This window comes from Paenarthrobacter sp. CAP02 (genome assembly GCF_040137855.1).
GTDB lineage: Bacteria > Actinomycetota > Actinomycetes > Actinomycetales > Micrococcaceae > Arthrobacter.
Genome location: NZ_JBEEII010000004.1, coordinates 149,399 through 165,309, shown reverse-complemented (window position 1 = coordinate 165,309; position 15,911 = coordinate 149,399). Strand labels below are relative to the sequence as shown.

The following is a 15,911-nucleotide window of genomic DNA, read 5'->3' as shown; positions in this document are numbered from 1 at the left end:
GCTTAAGGGCAGGTAGTTTTCGGCACGAAGAAAGCCCCCGGATCGCGAGGATCCGAGGGCTTTCCGGGGTGGAGATGGGGGGAATTGAACCCCCGTCCGATGTCGTGTTGTCAGGGCTTCTCCGGGCGCAGTTTGCGTCGGATTTTCTCGGCCCCAGCCGTCCTGCAAACAGGCGGCTGATCCGGGCCCAGTCATCTAAGAGTCCCGTTTACCTCAATGACGAAGGCAAACAGCAGTGGCTATCTAAATGACGCCAGGAACCGGGGCGATAGCAACCCCGGGCTGACGGACTGTCTTACTGCTTAGGCAGCGAGAGCGAAGTCAGTGCGCTTAGATTCGGCACTTATTGGTTTGCAGACAGCGTTTACGAGATAATTCTGCATCCTCGGCCCGCTTCACCTGTCGCGACTAACATCGTCGAAACCGATCATCCCCGTATTTTGTTACCAAACCGTCGGACTGTGGAAGCTCCGCCGGACTACTTAGCATAGCGCATTAATCGGAAGTTTCATTCCCGGACACGCGCCTTGGCCGGCTAGCGTCGGTTGCGTTCACGCAGTTCACGCAGGGACTCACGCTTATCCTGCTGCTCGCGGAGGGTCTGCCGCTTGTCGTAATCCTTCTTACCGCGGGCAAGGGCGATTTCCACCTTGGCACGTCCGTCGATGAAATACAGCTGGAGCGGGACCACGGTGAAGCCGGACTCGCGGATCTTCTGCGAAATCTTGTCCAGTTCCTCGCGATGCAACAAGAGCTTACGACGCCGGCGCGCGGCATGGTTGGTCCAGCTCCCCTGGTTGTACTCAGGGATGTGGATACCCTCCATCCACAGCTCGTCGTTGTAGAAGGTGCAGAAGCCATCCACCATGGACGCATGGCCCTCGCGGAGGGACTTCACCTCAGTTCCCATGAGGGCAATGCCTGCCTCATAGGTATCAAGAATGAGGTAGTTGTGCCGGGCCTTCCGATTGGTGGCCACTACCTTACGGCCACTTTCCTTGGGCACGGTAGAACTCCTTGTTAGATGCGGATTTCAACTAGTGTACGCCAGCCCCGGCGGGCCCCCGCACCTTAGAGAAGGGTCATGGGGTCCACTGCCGAGCCGTTGAGCCAGGTTTCGAAGTGCGCATGGCAACCAGTGGAGTTACCTGTGCTGCCCGAGTAGGCAATGAGCTGCCCTGCCGAAACCTGCTGACCATTGGCAACCACAATGCTGCTGTTGTGATAGTAGATGGTGGTCAGCGAGTTGCCCTGGACAACGCCGTGGGAAATCTTGACCCGCCAGCCGCCCCCGTCTGCTGAGTTCCAGCCGGAGTTGAACACCTGGCCCGCGGCGGCCGCATAGACGGGGGTACCGCAGGCCGCACCGAAGTCGATGCCGGTGTGCATGTAACCACCCGTGCCGTAGAAGTCGATGGTGCCCGGCGGCGTTGCACGCCAACCGAACCCCGATGTGATGGGCACAGCGCTGGCGAACGGGTGCCGCAAACCGAATGCCGAAGGCGATCCCGCAGCGGGCGGAACATAAGGCTGCTCCGGGGGCGCCGGCCTACCCTGTGCTGCCGCAGCCGCGGCTGCAGCAGCAGCGGCCTCCGCAGCGATACGCCGTTGCTCCGCTTCCCACGCTTCCCGCAATTTGCGGTCCCGCTCCACAATCTCAGCTGCAACGCTGTCCTGTTCGGACTTCACCCGAGCGAGGTTTGCTTCGATTCCGGGTTTGGCCGCTTGCAATTGTCCGTTCAAGCGGGTGGTGTCTTCGATCAGCTTGTCGACTTCGGCTTTCTTGCTCGCAGCCTCATCCCGGGCCGCTTTCTCCCGCTCCAGCGCGGCATCAGCCTTGGCCTTGAGGTCCTGAATTTCTTCCTCGACCGCAACCAGCCGCGCTTGTGAGTTCACGTTCGTGGCGTTTTGCTGCGTCAATTTGGTCATCGCTGCGTTTTGGCTGCGCATCGCCTGGTCGGCCAAATCCATGGACTCGGTCAGGCTTCCTGTTTCACTGGAGCCGAACAAGAGGGCGATGTTGGTAGGCACGCCACCCGATTTGTACGCCTGGGAAGCAATCTGCCCGATCAGCTTTTTGGTGTCAGTGATTTTTTGCTTATCACTTTCCAGCTGCTCGGTAATCTTCGCTTTGTTCTGCTGGGCAAGCTCCACCCGGGCAGCCAACGCTTCGACTTCCTTGACTGCGCCGGCAACCCGTCCCTGAGCTTCAAGCAGCGCCTGCTGGGCTCCCGGAAGGCGGCCTTGGTAGATCACCAGGTCACCGGCAGCCTTCGCGATATTCGCGTCCACGAATTCCAGGGAGGCCTGCACCCTGGCCGACTCTGCTTCCAGGGCGGCCTGCTGGTCATCCAGGTTGTCTGCCTGCGCGGTTGGGGCACCTGACAGGAGGCTGACAGCCAGACCCACGGCAAGGGCAGCACCCAGAATCCGAACGTGGCCGGACGCAAGGCGCCGACGCAGGGAGGTCGGGTCCAACGTGGTCATCAGGAGTCCTTTTCGCTTGTCAGCACGGTTGTTCGGTGAAACGGGAGGGTCACGGCTAAACCTTCAGGTAACGCCGCAAGGTCAATAGCGACGATATACCAGCGAGCCCGGCACCCAGCGCAATGAGGACCGGGGCGATCACCAGGACCTGCGCTGATGAGATGAACGGCGTGTTAAGGAACTGTCTGGAGAGGTCGCCATTGAGCCAGAAATGAGCCATCAGCCACAGGGTGACCGAGGCCAACAAGGCTCCAACGACGGCGGCTATGACGCCTTCGAGGATGAAGGGCAGTTGGATGACCATCTTGGAGGCGCCCACGAGCCGCATAATGCCTGTTTCGCGACGCCTGCTGAAGGCTGAAAGGCGGATGGTTGTCGTGATCAGCAGCACCGCACAGAAAATCATCACCGCAGCAACGCCAATAGCAGCCACGGAGGCCCCGTTCATCCACGAGAAGATGCGTTCAAGGACCTGTCTTTGGTCACTCACGGTCTCGACGCCGGGCTGGGAGGAGAACGTCTCGCTGATGATCTGGTATTTCTCGGGGTTCTTCATGTTGATGCGGAACGAGGCCGGCAGCTGGTCCTCGGACACCGAGTCCACGATCGGTGAGTTGGAGAACTGTTCCTTGAAGTGCGTGTAGGCCTCGGCCTGGGATTCGAACTGGAAGTCGTTGATGTATTGCTTGACGGCAGGTGACTCCAGCATAGCCTTCAGGTTGTCCTGCTGCTCCTGCGTGGCCGGACCGGATGCGCAGCCAACCGCCGTCGAACCGTCGTTGCAGAGGAAGACCGCCACCTGGACTTTGTCGTACCAGTAGCCCTTCATCTGATTGATCTGCATCTGCAGCATCCCCGCAGCGCCGACGAACGTCAGGGAAACAAAAGTCACCAATACTACGGAAATCACCATCGACAGGTTGCGGCGCAAGCCACTGCCGATTTCCCCGAGGATAAACAGGAGCCTCACAGCTGTGCCCCCTGAGCCCGGTCGAGTTCCTCGCCACTGGCATCGCGCAGACGGCGCGACTCCCCCACCACAGGAATCATCGATGTGTATAGGGCCTTGGCTTCGTCGCGGATGACCTTACCGTTCTTAAGTTCCACCACGCGCCGGCGCATCTCGTTGACGATGTCGTCGTCGTGGGTGGCCATGACCACCGTGGTGCCGTTCTGGTTGATTTTGTCCAGGACTCCCATGATTCCCATCGAAGTGATGGGGTCCAGGTTTCCGGTCGGCTCGTCTGCCAGCAGGATGCCGGGGCGATTGACGACGGCGCGGGCGATCGCCACGCGCTGCTGCTCACCACCGGAGAGTTCATGCGGCATTCGCCGCTCCTTGCCTTCCAGACCCACTGTTTTCAGGACCTCGGGCACTGTCTCGCGGATGATCGAGCGGCTCTTGCCGATGACCTGCATCGCGAAGGCCACATTGGCAAAGACGTTTTTCTGGGGCAGAAGGCGGAAATCCTGGAAGACAACGCCAATTCCGCGCCTGAGCTTGGGGACCCGCCAGCTTGAAATGTTGGCGACGTTCTGGCCCGCGACGTAAACGGACCCGGAGGACGCTTTGTCTTCCTTCAGGATCAGCCGCAGGAACGTGGACTTGCCTGAGCCCGAGGCACCGACGAGGAACGTGAATTCGCCGCGGTTGATCTCAAGGCTGACAGAGTCGAGCGCCGGTCGGGCATTCTGCTCGTAGACCTTGGTGACATTCTCAAATCTGATCATGGCCCTTTAGAACCCCGCCGGACATGACGTAGTCGCCCAGTCCAACAGCCGGAGCGCGGGCTTTCGATGGGGGAAGTGAGAGCACCGGCCTCTCGACTATACGCACGGGCAGGGAGCTAAACCGGACCTTTAAGGGGCGTGTCGCCGAATCCGGACCGACTCCTCACAGCCTTCGACAGCCTGCGGGATCTGCTGACTGCTGTACGGCCTAGCTGGCAGCGGCGTTGCGGTTGCCCGTGCGCCAGCGGATGCCAGCGTCAATGAAGTCGTCAATTTCGCCGTCCAGCACTGCCGATGTGTTGCCCACTTCATGTTCCGTGCGCAGGTCCTTGACCATCTGGTACGGATTGAGCACATAGGAACGCATCTGGTCGCCCCACGACGCTTTGACGTCACCGGCCAGTGCTTTCTTCTCCGCGTCTTCTTGTTCTTTCTTGACCAACAAGAGGCGGGACTGAAGGACCCGCATGGCCGCCGCGCGGTTTTGGAGCTGTGATTTTTCGTTCTGCATGGAGACGACAATTCCAGTGGGAATGTGCGTCAACCGTACTGCGGAGTCGGTGGTGTTGACCGACTGGCCACCCGGTCCCGAGGACCGGAAGACGTCCACCCTGATTTCGTTGTCCGGAATCTCGATCGAGTCCGTCTGTTCAATCAGGGGGATGACCTCCACGGCCGCAAAGGATGTCTGCCGCCGGCCCTGGTTATCGAAGGGGCTGATGCGGACCAGGCGGTGGGTGCCCGCCTCCACGCTCAGCGTGCCGAACGCATATGGCGCCTTGACCTCGAAAGTGGCGGACTTCAAACCCGCTTCTTCCGCATAGGAGGTGTCCATGACCGTGGTCGGATAACCATGGCGTTCGGCCCAGCGCAAGTACATCCTCATCAGCATTTCGGCGAAATCGGCGGCATCAACGCCACCTGCCCCCGCCCTGATGGTGACAACTGCTTCCCGCTCGTCGTATTCACCCGAGAGCAGGGTAACGACTTCGAGTTCCTCCAATGCCTTGCGGATGGAGGCCAATTCCTTCGCGGCTTCGGCCATGGAAGCTTCGTCGCCTTCGTCCTGGCCCAACTCCACCAGCACCTCGAGGTCATCGATGCGGGAAGCAAGCTTCGACAGTCGCTCAACTTCCGACTGCCGATGCGATAGCCGGGACGTGATCACCTGGGCTGCTGCGGGGTCGTCCCAAAGGTCCGGCGCACCGGCTTGCTCGCTCAGTTCAGCGATCTCAGCTTTGAGGGCATCAACATCCGTGACGTTCTCGATGGAGCTGTAAGTTGCGCGAAGGGCGCGGATTTCTGCGGGAAAATCAATGTCAGCCATGGTTATCCCAGCGTACGCTATTCATCGGACTCCCCCGTCGGGGCCGGATACTTTGGCCCGGATCATTACTGCGTTAGCCTCGACCGTGCAGTGGATTTGGCCTCAACGGCTATACCGTCGGGAAGCAGGAAACTGATCACTGGCGGATGGGCAATGGACGCCAGGACCACAACAGCGGTATCCCCCGGGCCCCGACCTGTTTCAGCCTCCACGGTCAAATGGTCATGGCTAACGAAAGCATGGCTTTTGTCCAGGTAGGAGCCTGCCGCGGCAAGCACCCTGCTGTCCGCCAACGTGGTCGATGGCGAGCTTCCCCCGCCTATCTCCCCCGCAACGTACGCGTCCGCGGCAGCGAGCGCTGCTCCGTCAGCCAGGGAGAGCAGCTTCTTGTGTTCCAGGTACACAGCGGATGCGGCCATCACCGCTGTTGCCAGCAAGAGGGACAACGCCACAAACCCGATGATAAGAACTGTCATCTGGCCGTCCTCCGAGGCTGTCCTGCTGCATCTGCAACCCGTCATCTGTATCGCCCCACAACCTGTGTTGCTGTCGCACTCACCCTGCTTGCCATCAGTTGGCCGGCGTCCGCAAACGGCATCATGGGCAAGGGAACATCCAAGCGCACAACGACGGAAACCGTGGCACCCGCCGATGAGCAGTCTGATCTGTCGCACGAGACCTCAAAGCTGGCCTGCTCCGGAGTGTAGCCATAGTCCTTCAGTGCAACGAGGACAGTTTGCTCCGCCGCCCTTTGGGCGCCCGCCGGGTTTGATTGGGCAACGAAGACCTTCGCGGCTTGGTCCGCCGCCCCCACCACGGCGAAGGAACCGCCCTGCAGTTGGCCGACAGTCACGACGAAATAGACCACCGGGACCATCAAAAGCAGGGCCAGGAAGATGAACTCGACCACCGCGCTTCCCTCCTGCGCCCCGCTGGGAATCGCATGACGTATGCGGCCCGCCCCGACTTCTGTCCGCACGCCCAGGGCATCAGCTGGCCTTCGCCGCATAGCCGTCCACAGCCGACCCCCAAGGTCAGCCCGAAAGAACCGCATGTCCTTTCACCTCCATCAGTCCGACGGGCCCGATCAACCCCACCATCGGAAAAGGCGCCCTGACAGTCACCTCCAAGGTGCGAAGGCCGTCGATCGTAGCCTCGGCTGCCGTAACCTCACGTGGGAAGTCGGCACTCAGGGCAGAGCCGATCAGCTCAGAAGCACGCTCTTTGGCGTCGGTCGGTGTCCTGTCCGCCAACGATCCGTAGCGTGCACCGGAGGCCGCAGCATCGATGAGCGTATTCCGGACATGCAAGACCAAGGTGAACTGGATGATCGACAGGAACAGCAGGGTCAGGAACGTCCCGACCAGAACGAAATCGACGACCGCGGACCCCTGCTCGTCGGGAGCTGCCGTGCCCGCCAGTCGAAGCCAATGACCCAAGGTACGGACCCTTCCGCGCCGGGGCCTACTTGGCAACCTGATGGATCGCCTGGTTAAAGAGGTCCTTTAGGGCCGGTGCAGCGAGGGCCAACAGCCCCGCCACCAGGACAGCTGACATCAGTGTGATCATGACCCAACCCGGTACGTCCCCCCGTTCATGGTCGTCAGCGGCAGGCATTGTCCGCCCCAGTCCGGCCGTGAACAAGGAGCCGGCACCAAGGACCACGACCCAGGCTGCAGTTGTGCTTTGCGCTATTTTCTTCATGATTTCCCCACTATGTGTCGAGCTGGTGTTGAAGCAGCTTGTTGGTGAACAGGATGATGAGATGGACCTGGCCAGCCTCCTAGAGGCTGATTTCCAAGGCTGCAATGGCTGGGAAGGCCGCAAAAACCACCGTGAGTGGAAGTACACCGAAAACGAGCGGCACCATCATGGCGATCTCTTTCCGGCCGGCTGATTCCATCAACTCCCGTTTGGCGGCGTCACGGACGTCGGCGGCCTGCGCCCTGAGTACGCCGGCCAGTGGAGTGCCACGTTCCACGGCAACCACCAGCCCGTCAAAGAACCTGACCAGGGGTGGCAGCTCCGCCCTTGAGGAAAAGCCTCGAAGGGCCTCTGGCAGCGGTTTTCCGGAGCGGGCATCCGCGATGACCATGGCGAATTCGGCAGCAAGCTCGCCGCTGGAGCTGCGGGTCACCCTGTCCATGGCGCCCATCGCGCTCTCCCCTGCAGCAACGGCCAAGGCCATGAGCTCGGCAAGACCTGGAAATTCGGACAGCATTTTGGACTCACGCCGCTTGATGTGTTGGCCAAGAACGTAGTCACGCAACAGATAACCCGCCAATGCACTTCCGATGACCGCGACCACCAGTAGTGCCGGGCTGAACTGTCCGGTCGCTGCCCGGACCGCAACCACCAAAACGGCAAGCACGAAGCCAGCACCGGCCCACAGCAATTGTTCGGCCCTGTAATCAAGAGTCGACTTCCGCAAACCCGCCCGCGCCAACCGCTTGGCCAGGGCGGTCGAACCGACATTGAACCGGGAAAGGTGCCTCATTGCGTCACGAATCACTGGACGGAGTATCCGTTCCAGTGGTCCGAATGGCGTCAGGTTCTGCGTAGGAGGGCGCAGAAGGCGCGATTCGAGGTTCCTGGACTTCAGCTGCGGTTCGATTCGTTCGGCCAGAGTAATGCCGCGCAGGAAAGGCAGGCGAACAATCGTCATCCACACCCCTGCCCCAAGCAGGAGCCCACACAGGACCGCGAGCGCTGTTGTTGAACTCATGCAAGGATCCGTTCGTCCTCAGGCAACGCGCCTATCCGAAGCATGACCGCGTAGCAGATCACGGAGACCACGAGGCCTCCCAGCAGCACCATGGCGCCAAGGGTTGAGCTGTAGGCCCGCATCGCCTCCGGCCGGCTGGCCATCACCACCAGGATGATCCACGGGGCCGCGACGGCGAGGCGGGCGGCGTTGATCGTCCAGGATTGCCGGGCCTCAAGCTCGCTGCGTGTCCGGGCACTGTCCCGCAGGAACTCAGCGAGGGTGCCAAGCATCCGGCCAAGGTCGGATCCGCCCACCTCCCGGGTCATCCGAAGTGCTTCGATAATCCGGTCTGCCACTGGATCAGCCAGTCGCTCCTTCAACCTATTCAGGGCAGCTTCGAACTGTCCACCGGACCTGTAATCGGCCCCGAAGTCGAGGAACAGAGCACGCAGTTCATCCGGCCCGTTGTGACCCAGCTGAATCAGTGCCTCCGGCAAAGCAAGGCCTGCCCGGATGGCGGAGCGCAGGTGATCCACCACATCCGGCCAAAGGACGCGGAGCGCCACGCGGCGCTTCTTCGCCTTCCAACGAACCATGCCGAAGGGCACCCATGAACCGAACATCCCGAAGCACACAGCAATGGGTAGCGAAGCCGTCAGCACAAAGAAGACGAGAAGGGCGAGAACGCCACATCCAGCGCAGGTCGCAAGGAGCCCGCCAGCCGTTACCTTTTCTATCCCCGCCGATACCAGCAAGAGGTCCAGTCGCCGCGGTTTGGCCTTCTTCTTTTCCGCGGGCTGCTCCCATGCGGACCACCACACCAGAAATACGCCAAGGCCACAGAGAATCCCGAGAAGCGGCGCCATCAGTTCAACTCCAGGAGGGCTGCTACATCAAAACCTGCCCGGGCAAACTTCTCGACCGCGGGCATGGAGTTGGCTCTGGGCTGCAACTGGCCGCCAACCATGCCAAAGACTTGAGACGACTCGATGATCCCGTTCTCCACGCGGCGCCCCAGGGAGAGCACCTCGGTCACCTGCCTGCGCCCGGTGGAGTGGAGACCGCAGTGCACCACGAGGTCTATACATGAAGCGACCGTGGGTACGACGAAGGCACTGGAGATGTTGGCTCCTGCCAGCAGTGGCAGGGTACAGATCTTCGTTACGGCGTCATGAGCGGAGTTGGCGTGCACCGTACACATACCGGGAAGGCCCGAGTTAAGGGCGATCAGCATGTCCAGGCTCTCGGCTTCACGGACTTCGCCGACGATGAGGCGGTCGGGCCGCATACGCAGTGCTTCCTTGACCAACCGACGCAGCGGGATTTCGCCCTCACCCTCCAGGTTGGGCTGCCTGCACTGAAGGCCCACGACATCGCGGAGAGGCAGTTGAAGCTCGAAGATTTCTTCTACCGTTATTACCCTTTCGCGGGAACCGACGTTCGCCGCCAGGCAGTTCAGCATGGTGGTCTTTCCCGCTTGGGTGGCCCCGGACACCAAGATGTTGAGGCCACTGGCCACGGCAGCGCCCAGGAATCTGGCTGCTTGGGGTGTCAGACTTCCCAGCTCGACGAGGTGCTCCAGGCGGCTTGCCCTGGCAATAAATTTCCGGATATTCACGGCCCAGTGCTTCCGGGTGATATCGGGGATGGCTACGTGCAGCCTTGAGCCGTCCGGCAACGCAGCATCCACGAACGGCGATGATAGGTCCAGCCGCCGGCCCGAGCTCTTAAGCATCCTTTCGACGAGGTCCCGGACCTGCTGCTCGGTGAGGCTCAGGGCAGTCAGTTCAGATTCCCCGTTCCGGGCCACATAGATTTCATGGGGAGCATTGATCCAGATCTCCTCGATGGAGGGGTCATCCAGGAGTGGCTGCAAGGGACCGAAACCGGCGACGGCATCAAAGACGTGGCGGCGCGCCGCCTCGAGATGTCCCAAAGGTGGAAGGGGCCCGAGGAGCGCCCGCTCGTCATAGTCGCTGACCGCGGCCTCCACAAGTCGCCGCACATCCGCCGTTTGCTCCAAGGGATCCAAACCCCTGCGGCGGATGAGTTCGCGGACCTCGCCCTCGACTATTTTTACAGCGTCCACATCTCCCCCAATGGTCACGGATTGGTCAACCGAGAGGCGCATCTCGAGTGACTCACGCTAGGCGAGCGCCAGGAGCCCCTCAAGTCACTCGGAGGCACATGTGGATAAGTTCGAATCAGGAGTCACTGCAGTATCCTCAACCCCACTAGTCACTCCAGTTCCAGAATGTTAGGGTAAGGCCGTTAGGAGCTGGCCTTTGGTCCCATGCGCAGGCGCCCGCCCCGGAGCTTGTCCGCAAGCCACACCATGCGCCGCTGAGCCGCGGCACAGGGCCGGAATGCAAATGAAAAAACCATCCCTCAACGCGCCCCGACGGTTGACGTGGACCAACGCAGGCCTTGCCCTTGCCACCGCCCTCGTGGCGGGCAGTTGCCTCGGAGCTCCTGCGCAAGCCGTGGCAACGGCACCCCAGCCGGCTCCGTCTGCCACGACGCAACCGACACCAACGCAGCAGGGCCCACGTCCCGCTCCGACGGGCACAGGCATTGTCGGGCCCCAGAAGGATGCCCAACCGTATGTCCCTCCGACCGCACCCGCGGAACCCAAGCCGGGAACCGCCGTCGGACCTTCCAGCCCGCCGACACAGTCGCCCGGCCAACCGTCGAACGAGGCGGCGCAGGCACCGGATCCAAAGTCGCTGCCAGGCAGCGGGCAAGACGCGGCGGCAAAGAACGCGGCGATGAGATCAGCTATCCCGGCCGGTGGAGCCGAAATGGGACAGCGGTCTCCGCGGGTCACTGCCGCGGCCCAAGGAAAGGGTTCCCCGGCACCTGCCGACGCCCAAACGCTGGAGCAGGCGCCGGTCCAGCCCCTGGGGGCCGATCCCGGACACTGGCGGCCCAGCATCGGGATTGCGGGCCAGGACGTCAGCGCCCATCAGGGCAACGTCGACTGGCAGAGCCAATGGAACCAGGGCTCGAGGTGGGCATACGTCAAGGCAACTGAAGGCAATTACTACCTCAACGAAAACTACGCCCAGCAATACGACGGCTCACGAAACGCAGGCATGGTGCGCGGGGCCTACCATTTTGCCATCCCCAACTGGTCCTCAGGCGCTGACCAGGCCAGGTATTTTGTGGCCAATGGCGGTGGCTGGACAGCGGACGGATACACGCTTCCCCCCGTCCTCGACATTGAGTACAACCCCTACGCCGGACGGACCATCAACGGCTTTTACTTCGGGGACACGTGCTACAGCATGTCCAAGGCGCAACTTGGCCAGTGGGCGGCAGACTTCGGCAACACCGTCAAGGCACTGACGGGTCGGTTCCCTGTCATCTACAGCACCACGGACTGGTGGAACACGTGCGTGGGGAACTCCACTTTCGGCAGCTATCCCTTGTGGATCGCTTCCTACTGGAACAACCCCACCAACACGCCCGGAACCTTGCCCGTGAGCTGGGGCAACTACTCCATGTGGCAATACAGCAGCACCGGACCGTTCGAGGGTGACTCCAACATCTTCAACGGCAGCTATGACCAGCTGCGGACTTTCGCCCGAGGTGCGGACACCCCCTCCGCCCCCTCCATCAGGTCGGGGGCAGACGTCCTGGCGACCAGCTCATCCGGTCGGCTGGACAACTTCCCGGCAGATGGCCAAGGCAGCATCACGGGTCCGGTCGCCATTGGCTCCGGGTGGGGCAATGCCAAGGCCATCTATGTGGTCGACTGGAACCAGGACGGGGTCCAGGACATCCTCTCCCAATGGCCCGACGGCAGCCTTCAGGTGTACCCGGGAGCCCCCCGCGGCGGCTTCCTTGCCCCCATTCAAGTTGGGTCAGGCTGGCAGGAAATGTCTCTTACAGTTGGTTGGTGGAACTCCAAAGACGCCTACCCGGGGGTCATCGGGCTGGACGGGGACGGCAATCTCTTCCGCTACCAAAACGCCTCCGGTCGGGGCTTGGGCGGAGGCGTCCTCATTGGGACGGGCTTCGGCGGTCACCAGATCAACCAACTCGACTTCGACGACGACGGCAGCCAGGACATCGTTTCCAGGACGTCCGACGGAACCATGCGGCTCTACCGGTCGAACGGGCTCGGATCGTTTGTTCCCGAAGCAAGCAGTGTGATCGGCAACGGCTGGTCAGCCATGACCTCGGTCAGCTCCTCATCCGGGTTCAACGGGTCCGGTTCGCAGGGCCTGCAGGCACGCGCCGCAAACGGTGACTTGTTCTACTACCCCGCGGAATCGGGATCGTGGGGCAACCGCTTCCTGACCGGCCTCGGTTGGAATGATGCCGCGCTGATCAGTGGAGCCCCGGTAGACGTGGCTTCAACACTCGGCGTCGACGCTGCCGACGTCCTGGCCGTACGGACGGACGGCAACCTCTACCGCTACGCTGCAACAGGATCCACGTCGCTTCTCGGCGCGGAACGCATCGGCACGCAGTGGACTGGGCTGAAGGCCGGTTTCCTCACCGATTGGAATGGGGATGGTGCCCTGGACATCCTCGCGCAGTGGTCCGACGGCCGCCTGAATGTCTATCCAGGCCTGAAGGGCAGTGGCTTTGGGTCCCCGATCAGCCTCGGGACGGGTTGGAAGGACTGGACGTTGACAGTCGGTTCATGGAAGAAGTCCGATGCCCTGCCAGGCATCACAGGCTACGACCCTTCGGGCCGCATGTTCTACATCAGCAACCCCAACGGCAACGGACTGGGCCCCCGCGTGCAGATTGGCACGGGTTGGGGAGGCCTTGAGATCCTGCAAATGGACTTCGATAAGGATTCGAACGCCGATCTTCTGGCCAAGGGCAGCAACGGTGACCTGAGGCTCTACCGGTCCAACGGAAGCGGTTCCTTTATCCAGGAGTCGCCGAGTGTCATCGGGGTCGGCTGGGACGCCATCTCCAGTTTTGGAGCCGTTAAGGGATTCGCGGGAACCGGCACCTCGGGAATCATCGCCCGGACCACCACCGGCGATCTCCGCTACTACCCCGTGGGCCAGAACCGGGCATGGGGCCAGCCCAGTACCGTGGGCACCGGCTGGAATGGCTTGACCATTTTTAGGCCGGCTTCCAGATAGAACCATGGCATGAAGGGCCGCACGCTTCTGAATGGAGTGTGCCGGCCCTTTTTGTTTAACCAAATACCCGAAGAGAAAACGATAAATATTTGGTGCATCTGACACGCCGGATTCCGCGCAACGCGTGATCTAATGAAGGTGGTCTCACGTATTGGCTGTTAAGCGCTACCGGGAAACGGGCTTTGTTTGGGGGCAAACGAAGGTCACCATTGCGCACAATCAAGGAGTGATCTTTCATGGCGTTTACCGTTTCGACGGCCCAAGTGAGCATTTCGCCATCGCTTGACGTCAATCCGTATATGGCCGGGTACGGAACGCTCGACGGCGGCCGTGAGGCCACCAGCAGCGACCCCTACGAATCATTGTGGGCCCGGGCCATCGTCCTGTGGGAGAACGGCTCCCCCAACCTGATCATGAGCGTCGACATCCTGGCGCTGCCCAGGTCCATCCATCAAAGGGCCCGCCAACGCATCCTGGCCCTGGCAGACTGGTCCAACAGCGACATCCTGATCCAGTCCACGCACACCCACAACGGCCCAGTGGTGATCGATACGCTCCACCCATTCATGTGTTACGGCTTATCGGACCTTTCGATGGTCGAGACCTACAGCCAGCAACTCGAAGATGATCTGGTGGAGGCAGCCCAGACTGCCCTGAATGCCGCGCAGACGTCAGTGACGCTCGACTACAAGGTCACTACGGCGAGCATCGCGTACAACCGCGCAGGTCTTTCCTATCTTGAGAACACTGTGCCCGTCATTGTGATGCGCAAGGGAAACGGCGTGCCCCGTGCGGTCATCTTCAACTACGCGTGCCATCCTGTCGCAGCGGGCATGCGGACGCTGTTCGACGGCGATTTTCCTGCGGGGGCGTGCAACTACATCGAAAACAACAACCCGGGGTGTTTCGCATTGTTCCTCCAAGGTGCGGCCGGAGATCAAAACCCCATGGGCGTGCCCAGCTGGGAACTGCGGGATGAATACGCCACAACACTCGGCTCAGCGGTTTCGACGGCGATGCAGAGCGCCGGTCGCACAATCGGCAGCCCCCTGCAAACCAGTTACAAGGAAATCCAAATTCCCTTGGACATCACTCCGACCGCAGGAAACATGGCAGCCGTTCGGGCGGCGTACGCCTCACGGCTGCCGAACCTCGACGGAAACCCTGCATGGTACGGACGTCATGCCCAAGTCATGATCGGCCGGATCGACAGTGGCAGCTACGCGACATCCGTGGCCTGCCCGTTCCAGGTGTGGAAGTTTGGCGGCAGCCCCCAATTGAGGATCGGGATCGTCGGGGGTGAGCTCGTCAGCGGTTACGCTGCGTACTTCCGTGGAAGGTACGGCGGAGCGAACGGCGTGATCGTCGGTGGCTACGGAAATGAGTCGTGCTACTACCTGCCCAGTGCGCAGTTCCTCCCGCCCTACTCGGCCGGGGGCAGCTACGAGGGGGGCTGGGATCCCGATTACCCGGGCATCGCAGGTGGGGCCATGACGGTGTACGGGCACATTGCACATTTCAAGGGCGGCACCACCGGCGTTGAGGCCACCATCATCAACACCCTGGACGGCATGTTGGCCTAAAGCCTTGCCCGGGCCCTGCTCCCTTGATCAGGGACCCGGGTTGATTCGTAGTGGTATAGATACTCAGATCGCCCACATATCCGTTGACCAGCGTCTTTTGCCGGGCAACCATGGAGTTGGAGGTCACCATGAGAGCGTTGTACCCACTGGCGGCAGCTTTGCTGCTCCTCGTTTCCGGTTGCTCCACGGCCGCTCCTCCACAGCCCACGGCCAGTTCGACGCCATCAGCAACATCCTCGCCAACACCAACGCCCTCCGGCACGGAAGCGGGCCCCACCACGGACCCGGGCAGCGGCCAAGGAGCGGGCAGCGGCCAAGGAGCGGGCGCACCCGATGACTCCGGCCGATTCTCCTACCTCTGTTCAAGCCTCGACGGCGTACCCGACGTGACGCTGTCCAGCCTCGCCGAAGTCTGGTCTTCCACGGGATATCTTCGGCTGGCTTCCTGCCAGGCACGGTACGAAGGACCGGACCCGTATGAACCGACGGAAGACGAAGCAAGAATCATCTCCATAGCCCAGCCCGGAGTGAACCCCTCCGATGGCCTGGACGCCTACCTTGCCGCTTTGGGGCTGTGCACCCGTGTCAGCGATGATGCCGCGTCCGAACTCTTTGGCCAGAGCCCGCGACCCCTGCTGCGGGCGGCCAGCGAACTGTGCCCTCGCGGTCCGCAGGGAAAGATCATTGCACTCTGGGCGTCAGGGGCAAGGGCAGCCGACGGCACCTACCCGGTGTCGGCTGATGGATTGACGCCGGGCAGGTTCCATCTGCGCAAAGCCCCTCCCGAGGGATGTGCCTGGTCCGTTGCCGGGGTGGACGGCAAAGTGAAGTCGACGGGCGGCGCAGCAGAAGGACAGTCCGGAATCACGCTGGCAGAAAAAGACGTCCTAACTAGTGACAAATGCGGAATTTGGGAGAAGATAGAGTAATGCAGCCGGCAACGGCTGGGGCGAAAATCCAACTGC

The 15,911-nt window shown here is 61.6% G+C and carries 15 protein-coding genes and 1 other RNA gene; 3 read left to right on the top strand and 13 right to left on the bottom strand.

Annotated elements, in window-relative coordinates:
* Positions 1-66 precede the first annotated feature (66 nt).
* The 13 genes from ssrA to ABHM97_RS08470 all read right to left on the bottom strand — a co-directional run bounded on the left by ssrA (position 67) and on the right by ABHM97_RS08470 (position 10,341).
* Positions 67-435: a transfer-messenger RNA gene (ssrA, locus tag ABHM97_RS08530) on the bottom strand.
* A gap of 100 nt (positions 436-535) precedes the next feature.
* On the bottom strand, positions 536-1,006 hold the full coding sequence (gene smpB, locus ABHM97_RS08525) for an SsrA-binding protein SmpB (protein WP_349470316.1): 471 nt from the start codon (positions 1,004-1,006) through the stop codon (positions 536-538).
* A gap of 65 nt (positions 1,007-1,071) precedes the next feature.
* Positions 1,072-2,487, bottom strand: a complete 1,416-nt coding sequence (locus ABHM97_RS08520; protein ID WP_235520577.1) for a M23 family metallopeptidase — start codon at positions 2,485-2,487, stop codon at positions 1,072-1,074.
* A 55-nt stretch (positions 2,488-2,542) separates the two neighbouring features.
* The gene (gene ftsX, locus ABHM97_RS08515; protein ID WP_211711497.1) at positions 2,543-3,457 is read right to left on the bottom strand and encodes a permease-like cell division protein FtsX; all 915 of its coding nucleotides are present in this window, start codon (positions 3,455-3,457) and stop codon (positions 2,543-2,545) included.
* Positions 3,454-4,218: a cell division ATP-binding protein FtsE gene (gene ftsE, locus ABHM97_RS08510; protein ID WP_026540084.1), complete on the bottom strand. Its 765-nt coding sequence runs from the start codon at positions 4,216-4,218 to the stop codon at positions 3,454-3,456. The genes ftsX and ftsE overlap by 4 nt, the downstream gene beginning before the upstream one ends.
* Positions 4,219-4,426: 208 nt before the next feature.
* Complete coding sequence (gene prfB / locus ABHM97_RS08505; RefSeq protein WP_349470314.1) at positions 4,427-5,545, bottom strand: peptide chain release factor 2; 1,119 nt, start codon at positions 5,543-5,545, stop codon at positions 4,427-4,429.
* Positions 5,546-5,610: 65 nt separating this feature from the next.
* Complete coding sequence (locus tag ABHM97_RS08500) at positions 5,611-6,021, bottom strand: pilus assembly protein TadG-related protein (RefSeq protein ID WP_235520579.1); 411 nt, start codon at positions 6,019-6,021, stop codon at positions 5,611-5,613.
* A gap of 41 nt (positions 6,022-6,062) precedes the next feature.
* Positions 6,063-6,455 carry a hypothetical protein gene (locus ABHM97_RS08495; RefSeq protein WP_349470312.1) on the bottom strand — a complete coding sequence of 131 codons (393 nt, stop codon included), beginning with the start codon at positions 6,453-6,455 and terminating at the stop codon, positions 6,063-6,065.
* A 124-nt stretch (positions 6,456-6,579) separates the two neighbouring features.
* A complete protein-coding gene (locus ABHM97_RS08490) occupies positions 6,580-6,984 on the bottom strand; it encodes a TadE family protein (protein WP_349470311.1) in 405 nt (134 codons plus the stop codon).
* A 25-nt stretch (positions 6,985-7,009) separates the two neighbouring features.
* Positions 7,010-7,249, bottom strand: coding sequence for a hypothetical protein (locus ABHM97_RS08485; protein ID WP_235520581.1), 240 nt, complete (start codon positions 7,247-7,249; stop codon positions 7,010-7,012).
* 79 nt (positions 7,250-7,328) lie between these two features.
* Positions 7,329-8,270 carry a type II secretion system F family protein gene (locus ABHM97_RS08480; protein WP_349470310.1) on the bottom strand — a complete coding sequence of 314 codons (942 nt, stop codon included), beginning with the start codon at positions 8,268-8,270 and terminating at the stop codon, positions 7,329-7,331.
* Positions 8,267-9,118: a type II secretion system F family protein gene (locus ABHM97_RS08475; protein ID WP_349470309.1), complete on the bottom strand. Its 852-nt coding sequence runs from the start codon at positions 9,116-9,118 to the stop codon at positions 8,267-8,269. Before ABHM97_RS08475 ends, ABHM97_RS08480 begins: the two co-directional genes overlap by 4 nt.
* Positions 9,118-10,341 (bottom strand): TadA family conjugal transfer-associated ATPase, encoded by a 1,224-nt coding sequence (locus ABHM97_RS08470; RefSeq protein ID WP_349470534.1) that lies wholly within the window; start codon positions 10,339-10,341, stop codon positions 9,118-9,120. Before ABHM97_RS08470 ends, ABHM97_RS08475 begins: the two co-directional genes overlap by 1 nt.
* 283 nt (positions 10,342-10,624) lie before the next feature.
* On the opposite strand from ABHM97_RS08470, the gene ABHM97_RS08465 reads away from it, so the two are divergent.
* From ABHM97_RS08465 to ABHM97_RS08455, 3 genes are all read left to right on the top strand, one after another.
* Complete coding sequence (locus ABHM97_RS08465; RefSeq protein WP_502921269.1) at positions 10,625-13,363, top strand: GH25 family lysozyme; 2,739 nt, start codon at positions 10,625-10,627, stop codon at positions 13,361-13,363.
* A 236-nt stretch (positions 13,364-13,599) separates the two neighbouring features.
* Complete coding sequence (locus ABHM97_RS08460; protein ID WP_257369188.1) at positions 13,600-14,946, top strand: hypothetical protein; 1,347 nt, start codon at positions 13,600-13,602, stop codon at positions 14,944-14,946.
* Between the two features lie 128 nt (positions 14,947-15,074).
* The gene (locus tag ABHM97_RS08455; RefSeq protein WP_257369189.1) at positions 15,075-15,875 is read left to right on the top strand and encodes a hypothetical protein; all 801 of its coding nucleotides are present in this window, start codon (positions 15,075-15,077) and stop codon (positions 15,873-15,875) included.
* Positions 15,876-15,911: the final 36 nt, after the last annotated feature.

Coding starts and splice junctions, on each gene's coding strand:
- ABHM97_RS08455 (WP_257369189.1), top strand. CDS start 15,075: ATGAGAGCGTTGTACCCACTGGCGGCAGCTTTGCTGCTCCTCGTTTCC.
- ABHM97_RS08500 (WP_235520579.1), bottom strand. CDS start 6,021: ATGACAGTTCTTATCATCGGGTTTGTGGCGTTGTCCCTCTTGCTGGCA.
- prfB (WP_349470314.1), bottom strand. CDS start 5,545: ATGGCTGACATTGATTTTCCCGCAGAAATCCGCGCCCTTCGCGCAACT.
- ABHM97_RS08520 (WP_235520577.1), bottom strand. CDS start 2,487: ATGACCACGTTGGACCCGACCTCCCTGCGTCGGCGCCTTGCGTCCGGC.
- ABHM97_RS08465 (WP_502921269.1), top strand. CDS start 10,625: ATGAAAAAACCATCCCTCAACGCGCCCCGACGGTTGACGTGGACCAAC.
- ftsE (WP_026540084.1), bottom strand. CDS start 4,218: ATGATCAGATTTGAGAATGTCACCAAGGTCTACGAGCAGAATGCCCGA.
- ABHM97_RS08485 (WP_235520581.1), bottom strand. CDS start 7,249: ATGAAGAAAATAGCGCAAAGCACAACTGCAGCCTGGGTCGTGGTCCTT.
- ABHM97_RS08460 (WP_257369188.1), top strand. CDS start 13,600: ATGGCGTTTACCGTTTCGACGGCCCAAGTGAGCATTTCGCCATCGCTT.
- ABHM97_RS08475 (WP_349470309.1), bottom strand. CDS start 9,118: ATGGCGCCGCTTCTCGGGATTCTCTGTGGCCTTGGCGTATTTCTGGTG.
- ABHM97_RS08480 (WP_349470310.1), bottom strand. CDS start 8,270: ATGAGTTCAACAACAGCGCTCGCGGTCCTGTGTGGGCTCCTGCTTGGG.